At 32.8% G+C, this 6,814-nt stretch carries 5 protein-coding genes; 3 read left to right on the top strand and 2 right to left on the bottom strand.

Annotated features, from left to right (window positions below):
* Positions 1-115: 115 nt before the first annotated feature.
* Positions 116-931, top strand: coding sequence for a pyrroline-5-carboxylate reductase (proC, locus tag KA828_RS04990; protein ID WP_210125578.1), 816 nt, complete (start codon positions 116-118; stop codon positions 929-931).
* A 271-nt stretch (positions 932-1,202) separates the two neighbouring features.
* On the opposite strand, the gene rnz is transcribed toward proC, so the two are convergent.
* On the bottom strand, positions 1,203-2,123 hold the full coding sequence (gene rnz / locus KA828_RS04985) for a ribonuclease Z (protein WP_210125576.1): 921 nt from the start codon (positions 2,121-2,123) through the stop codon (positions 1,203-1,205).
* A gap of 235 nt (positions 2,124-2,358) precedes the next feature.
* On the opposite strand from rnz, the gene zwf reads away from it, so the two are divergent.
* Entirely contained in the window at positions 2,359-3,843 is a 1,485-nt protein-coding gene (zwf, locus tag KA828_RS04980) for a glucose-6-phosphate dehydrogenase (protein ID WP_053029463.1), read from the top strand.
* 319 nt (positions 3,844-4,162) lie between these two features.
* Positions 4,163-5,026, top strand: coding sequence for an AraC family transcriptional regulator (locus KA828_RS04975; RefSeq protein ID WP_075109097.1), 864 nt, complete (start codon positions 4,163-4,165; stop codon positions 5,024-5,026).
* A gap of 132 nt (positions 5,027-5,158) precedes the next feature.
* On the opposite strand, the gene KA828_RS04970 is transcribed toward KA828_RS04975, so the two are convergent.
* Positions 5,159-6,805, bottom strand: coding sequence for a glycoside hydrolase family 13 protein (locus KA828_RS04970; protein WP_210125574.1), 1,647 nt, complete (start codon positions 6,803-6,805; stop codon positions 5,159-5,161).
* Between the last annotated feature and the right edge of the window lie 9 nt (positions 6,806-6,814).

Raw genomic sequence — 6,814 nt, 5'->3', positions numbered from 1 at the left:
AGCCAATAAATGAAGTTATAAAAACTCATTTACTGGCTATTTTGCTAGGAATTATGTCCCAGCCTCTATATGTTACTATGGGTTTATAAACTAAAGAGTGAGGATGATGTTGTCAATGAAATTAGTTTTTTATGGTGCAGGTAATATGGCACAAGCAATTTTCAAAGGAATTATTAATTCTAAAAAATTAAAGTCACATGATATCTACTTAACGAATAAATCTAATGAGAAAGCTTTGAAAAATTTCGCTGAAGAATTAGGTGTTGAATATAGTTATGACGATGAAAAGTTACTCCAAGATGCCGATTATGTATTTTTAGGATCTAAACCTTATGATTTCGAAAAAGTAGCTCAACGTATTCAACCGTTTATTAATGAAAACAATCGTTTTATTTCTATCATGGCTGGTTTACCTATTAACTATATCCAAGAACAATTACAAATTGAAAATCCAATCGCTCGAATCATGCCTAATACGAATGCCCAAGTGGGTCATTCAGTGACAGGTATTAGTTTTTCTGGAAATTTCGGACCAAAATCAAAAGAAGAAGTTATTGATTTAGTTAATGCGTTTGGTTCGGTAATTGAAGTGAACGAAGACCATTTACACCAAGTAACAGCCATTACAGGAAGCGGTCCAGCCTTTTTATATCATGTTTTTGAACAGTATGTTAAAGCAGGAACAGATTTAGGGCTTGGAAAGGATCAAGTTGAAGAATCTATTAAAAATTTAATTATCGGTACAAGTAAAATGATTGAAAGATCAGATTTAAGTATGGAACAATTGCGCAAAAATATTACCTCTAAAGGTGGAACGACACAGGCAGGTTTAAATGCCCTAGCACAACATGATATTGAGGCAATATTTAAAGATTGTTTAAATGCAGCAGTTCAACGTAGTGTTGAATTATCAAAAAATGAAGATAATTAAATTAATATATAGAGAAAAGAGGTTGGGATATAAATAATATAATGAAGCTATTTTGCAAATTCGCAGTAGCTGACTGAACTGAGAAGACGCTTAAATCAAGCTTTTCTCAGTTCTAGTCATCCCTGCGGGCGGGCCCCAACAAAGAGAATTTCACTAAGAAATTCTACAAGCAAAGCAAGTTGGGAGTGAGACGATGAATTTAAAAGAATTCATCGTCTCACTCCCTCTCTACGAAATAAAACTGCCAATAGTATTTTAAAAATATATTGTTTTAAATTTTGAAAGTATCAAAATCCTTAACAAATTCAAAGTGTGGAACATTTTCATTAGCTTTTAATTGATGTCTAATAGTATCTATCTCATCATAATTATAACGATTACTCAAATGCGTAATTAAACTTTTCTTAACATTAGCTTGCTTTATCAAACAAAATACATCATCAATATGACTATGGTGATAGTTATTGGCTAATGTTTTTTCGCCTTCAATATAAGTAGCCTCATGAATCATTACATCAGAATCTCTTGCTATGTTTAACTCTGATTGACAAGGTTTCGTATCTCCGAAGATAGAGATGATTGGTCCAGGTTTAGCTGGTCCTTTGAAATCTTCAGAATTGTAAATTTGGCCTTCATGTTCAAAATTATCATAAGCCTTTACTTCTTGGTACTTAGGCCCAGGATATAAACCGATTGATTTGAGTGCTTCGACATCAATAGTCCCTGGCGTTGTTGGAGATTCAATGCGATAACCATAAGAAGGAATACCATGATTTAATAATTTGGCACTAACTGTAAAGCCTTTATGATGATATGTAAACTGATTATCAATTTCAATATATGTAATTGGATAATTTAGATGAGATTCGGATAATCTTAAAGAAGTCTCAATGTATTGTTGCAATCCTTTAGGGCCAATAACTGTCAATGGTTTATCTTCCCCACCTTGAAAAGAACGACTCGTTAATAAACCAGGTAATCCGAAAATGTGATCTCCGTGCATATGCGTTATAAAAATGTGGTCAACTTTTCCAAGTTTAATTGAATGATGTAAAATTTGATGTTGTGTGCCCTCTCCGACATCAAATAGCCATATACTATTCGAAAAAGGTTCAAGGTTTAAAGCAATCGCTTGCGTATTTCTCTCTTTAGTAGGTAACCCCGCACTTGTTCCGAAGAATGTAACTTCCATGCATATGCCTCCTTTTCTTTCATTATATTTTATCATATGTGATTTATTTTGCTATAAAAAGTCATAAAATAAATGCATGTGTTTCATTTTGAGTTATAATGATATTAAATTGTGCATCATTCCATAATTCAAGTGCCTTTGTAGAAACAATAAAATTAGGCAAATAAGTTTGAAGCGGTGCAAATATATTTTATAATAATACAATCATAGTATTAAAAGAATTGAGGTTTTGAACTTGAGTAAACATTCTAAACATATTCCTTGTTTAATTACTATTTTCGGTGCAACCGGAGATTTAAGTCATAGAAAGCTATTTCCATCATTATTTCACTTATTTCAACAAGATAATTTAGACGAACATATCGCTATCATAGGAATTGGACGTAGAGATTACACGAATGAAGTATTTCGTGAACAAGTTAAAAGTTCTATTCAAAAGCATGTTAAAGATACATCACAGATCGATGCGTTTATGGAACACGTATACTATTTTAAACATGACGTAAGTGATGAACAAAGCTACAATTCATTATTGAACTTCTCTAATGAATTAGATTCAAAATATCAATTAAAAGGTAATCGCTTATTTTACTTAGCAATGGCACCTCAATTCTTCGGTATTATTTCAGATTACTTAAAATCATCAGGTTTAACTGATACAAATGGATTTAAACGATTAGTCATAGAAAAACCATTTGGCAGTGATTTGAAATCAGCTGAGCAATTAAATAATCAATTAAGACGATCATTTAAAGAAGAAGAAATTTATAGAATAGACCATTACTTAGGTAAAGATATGGTGCAAAACATTGAAGTTTTACGTTTTTCAAACGCGATGTTTGAACCGTTATGGAACAACAAATATATTTCAAATATACAAGTAACGTCTTCAGAGGTGCTCGGAGTTGAGGATCGTGGAGGTTATTATGAATCTAGTGGTGCATTGAAGGACATGGTTCAAAACCATATGTTACAAATGGTTGCACTTCTTGCAATGGAAGCGCCGATTAGTTTGAACAGTGAAGATATTCGTGCTGAAAAAGTTAAAGTATTGAAGTCACTTAGACAACTGGACCCACAAGAAGTAAAACAAAATTTCGTACGCGGTCAATACGATGAAGGCTTTATTGATGGTCAAAAAGTGATCGCTTATCGAGATGAAGATCGTGTTGCTGAAGATTCAAACACACCTACATTTGTTTCAGGCCGATTAACTATTGATAATTTCCGTTGGGCAGGCGTACCATTCTATATTAGAACTGGTAAACGAATGAAGTCGAAATCGATACAAGTTGTGGTTGAATTTAAAGAAGTACCAATGAACCTGTATTATCAAACAGATAAATTATTAGACTCGAACTTATTAGTTATCAATATTCAACCTAATGAAGGTATATCTTTACATTTAAACGCGAAAAAGAATATTCAAGGTATTGATACTGAACCTGTACAACTATCTTATGCTATGAGTGCTCAAGATAAAATGAACACAGTAGACGCCTATGAAAATTTACTTTTTGACTGTTTAAAAGGTGATGCAACAAACTTTACACATTGGGAAGAATTAAAATCAACTTGGAAATTTGTGGATGTTATTCAAGATGAATGGACAATGAATGAACCTAATTTCCCTAACTATGCGTCTGGTACAAATGGCCCACTAGAAAGTGATTTATTGTTAAGTAGAGACGGTAATCACTGGTGGGATGATATTCAATAAATCATCAATTTATAACTATGACTTTGCATCTGGAGCAAAGATAATATTTTGAGATTTCTGAGCAAGTACACAGAGTTGAGAATGTACTTAAACTAGGCTTTATCTCAGTTCTTAGCAACTGTGCGCGAGAGTTTCAGCATAAAGATATTTATTTAATAAGCAAGTTGGGAGTGGATGAATGAATTTATATAGAATTCTGTCCACTCCCCTTTTCTATTCTTCTTAAAAAATTTTTTATATAGCACATGTTAAGATGTATATTTTCAAAAAATAAGGTAAAATAAAAGTTAATGATTGTATATTTATTGGAGTGAGAGTTTTGGACGTTATCAAGCAGATACAACAGGCAATTGTATTTATCGAAGATCGTTTGTTAGAGCCGTTTAATTTGCAAGATTTGAGTGATTACGTTGGTCTTTCTCCTTACCATCTTGATCAATCATTTAAAATGATTGTTGGACAATCACCTGAACACTATGCGCATGCAAGAAAAATGACTGCAGCTGCTAAAGAAATGGTTCAAAGTTCTTCAAGGTTAGTAGATGTCGCAAAAAAGTATAACTACAATAGTTCTAATGATTTTGCGAATGACTTTAGTGATTTCCATGGCATTTCACCAATTCAAGCATCTACCAAAAAAGATGAATTAAAATTACAAGAACGTTTATATATAAAGTTAACAACGACTGAACGAGCGCCTTATCCATATAGACTAGATACTACAGAAGATATAGCATTAGTAGGTTACGTACGTTATATTGAAGCAAACGATTTATCTAATCCTTATAAAGTTCCCGATTTTTTAGAAGATTTAATTCTTGATGGTAAAATTAAAGATTTGAAAAGGTATAATAATATAAGTCCATATGAGTTATTTGTAATTACTTGCCCATTAGATCGTGGTTTAGAATTATTCATAGGTGTTCCAAGTGATAGATACCCTTCTCATTTAGAAAGTAGAGTATTGCCTGGTAGACATTATGCAAAATTTAATCTACAAGGCGAAATCGATTATGCTGTAAATGAAGCTTGGTATTATATTGAATCCAGTCTACAACTCACTTTACCATATGAAAGAGATAGCTTATATGTAGAGATTTATCCTTTTGATATCTCATTTGAGGACCCATTCACTAAAATTCAATTATGGTTGCCTATTGAACAAGAAAATTATGACATGTAAGTCATGCGATGATAAGTATTAATGAGTACTTTTTATCTACTTACATTTCTTAAATAACAAGGAATATAGTCTAATTAAAAAGACGAGGAAAAGACAGTATACTATTATTGTCTTTTCCTCGTCTTTATTAAATTATATTTCGGCGACAAATGCTTCAAATGGTTTGAGTGATGCTACGTCTAATTGACTCGTGTAATTGTGTAGTTTGATTGCTTCGTCATCGATAGCAAAAGGTAATGTTAATGAACTTTGTTTATCAGTTAAATTACCTGCAACTACTACAGTTTTGCCATCTAATTGTCTTGTATATGCAAATACATTTTCATTATCAGCATCAATCAAATCAAATTGGCCATACGTATAGATATCATGAGATTTTTTTAATTGTATTAATTGTTTGTAGAAATTAAGTACAGAGTCTGCATCTTCTAATTGCTGAGCAACATTGATTTTTTTATAATTCGGGTTAACTGGGAACCAAGGTTCACCTTCCGTGAATCCACCATTTGGACTATCATCCCATTGCATAGGTGTACGTGAGTTATCTCGATTTTCCATTTTATACTTATCTAGTAATTGATCAACATCTCCACCTTGCGCTTTGACAATTTGATATTCATTTCTAACAGCAACATCATTAAATGTTTCAATACTTTCGAAAGGATAATTAGTCATACCGATTTCTTGTCCTTGATAGATAAACGGTGTACCTTGTTGTAAGAAATAGACAACTGCATGACTTGTAGCGGATTCAAACCAGTAATCTTTATCGTTACCCCAAGTAGACACACGTCGAGGTTGATCATGGTTTTCTATGAAGAGTGCATTCCAACCTATTCCATCTAGTCTCTTTTGCCAACGATTTAAAACCGTTTTATATGATTTAACATCAAATTGAGAATCACCAGTACTCCACAATCCTAAATGTTCAAATTGGAAAATCATATTGAATTTCCCTTTATCTTCTCCTACCCAGTCTTCTGCATTATCTGGATTAACACCATTAGCTTCTCCAACAGTCATAATGTCATATTTACTAAGAGACGCATCTTTCATTTCTTGTAACCAATTCTGAATACCTGGTTGATTCATATCTACATCAAAGGCTGGAGCATATGTCTTTCCTTCTGGTACAGGTAAGTCGCCAGCTTCAAATGTTTTCTTAATATGGGTTATAGCATCGACACGGAAGCCGTCAATACCTTTTTCAAACCACCAGTTCATCATGTTAAATACTGCTTCACGAACATCTGGGTTATCCCAATTTAAGTCTGGTTGTTTTTTACTAAATAAGTGGAAGTAATATTGCTTCGTTGTCTCATCAAACTGCCAAGTTGACCCATTAAAGATACTCTCCCAATTATTAGGTTCAGAACCATCCTCTTTAGGGTCTGCCCAAATGTACCAGTCTCTTTTTGGATTATCTTTACTAGATTTAGATTCAATAAACCATGGATGCTCATCAGATGTATGGTTAACGACTAAATCTAATATAAGTTTCATACCACGGTCATGTACCCCTTTTAATAGACGGTCAAAATCTTCCATTGTACCAAATTCATCCATAATATCTTGATAATCACTGATGTCATAACCATTATCATCGTTAGGTGATTTATACATTGGACTTAGCCAAATAACATCTATACCTAAGTCTTTGAGATAGTCTAATTTTTCGATTACACCTGGTAAATCACCAATACCATCATTATTACTATCATTAAAACTTCTTGGATAAACTTGATACGCTACTGCTTCTTTCCACCAATTTTTTGTCATAAGTATGCT

Source organism: Staphylococcus sp. GDY8P85P, from assembly GCF_017892405.1.
In the GTDB taxonomy this organism is placed as follows: Bacteria; Bacillota; Bacilli; order Staphylococcales; family Staphylococcaceae; genus Staphylococcus; species Staphylococcus borealis.
Note: the sequence above shows the minus strand (reverse complement) of the source record. Positions and strands in the feature narration are given on the sequence as shown.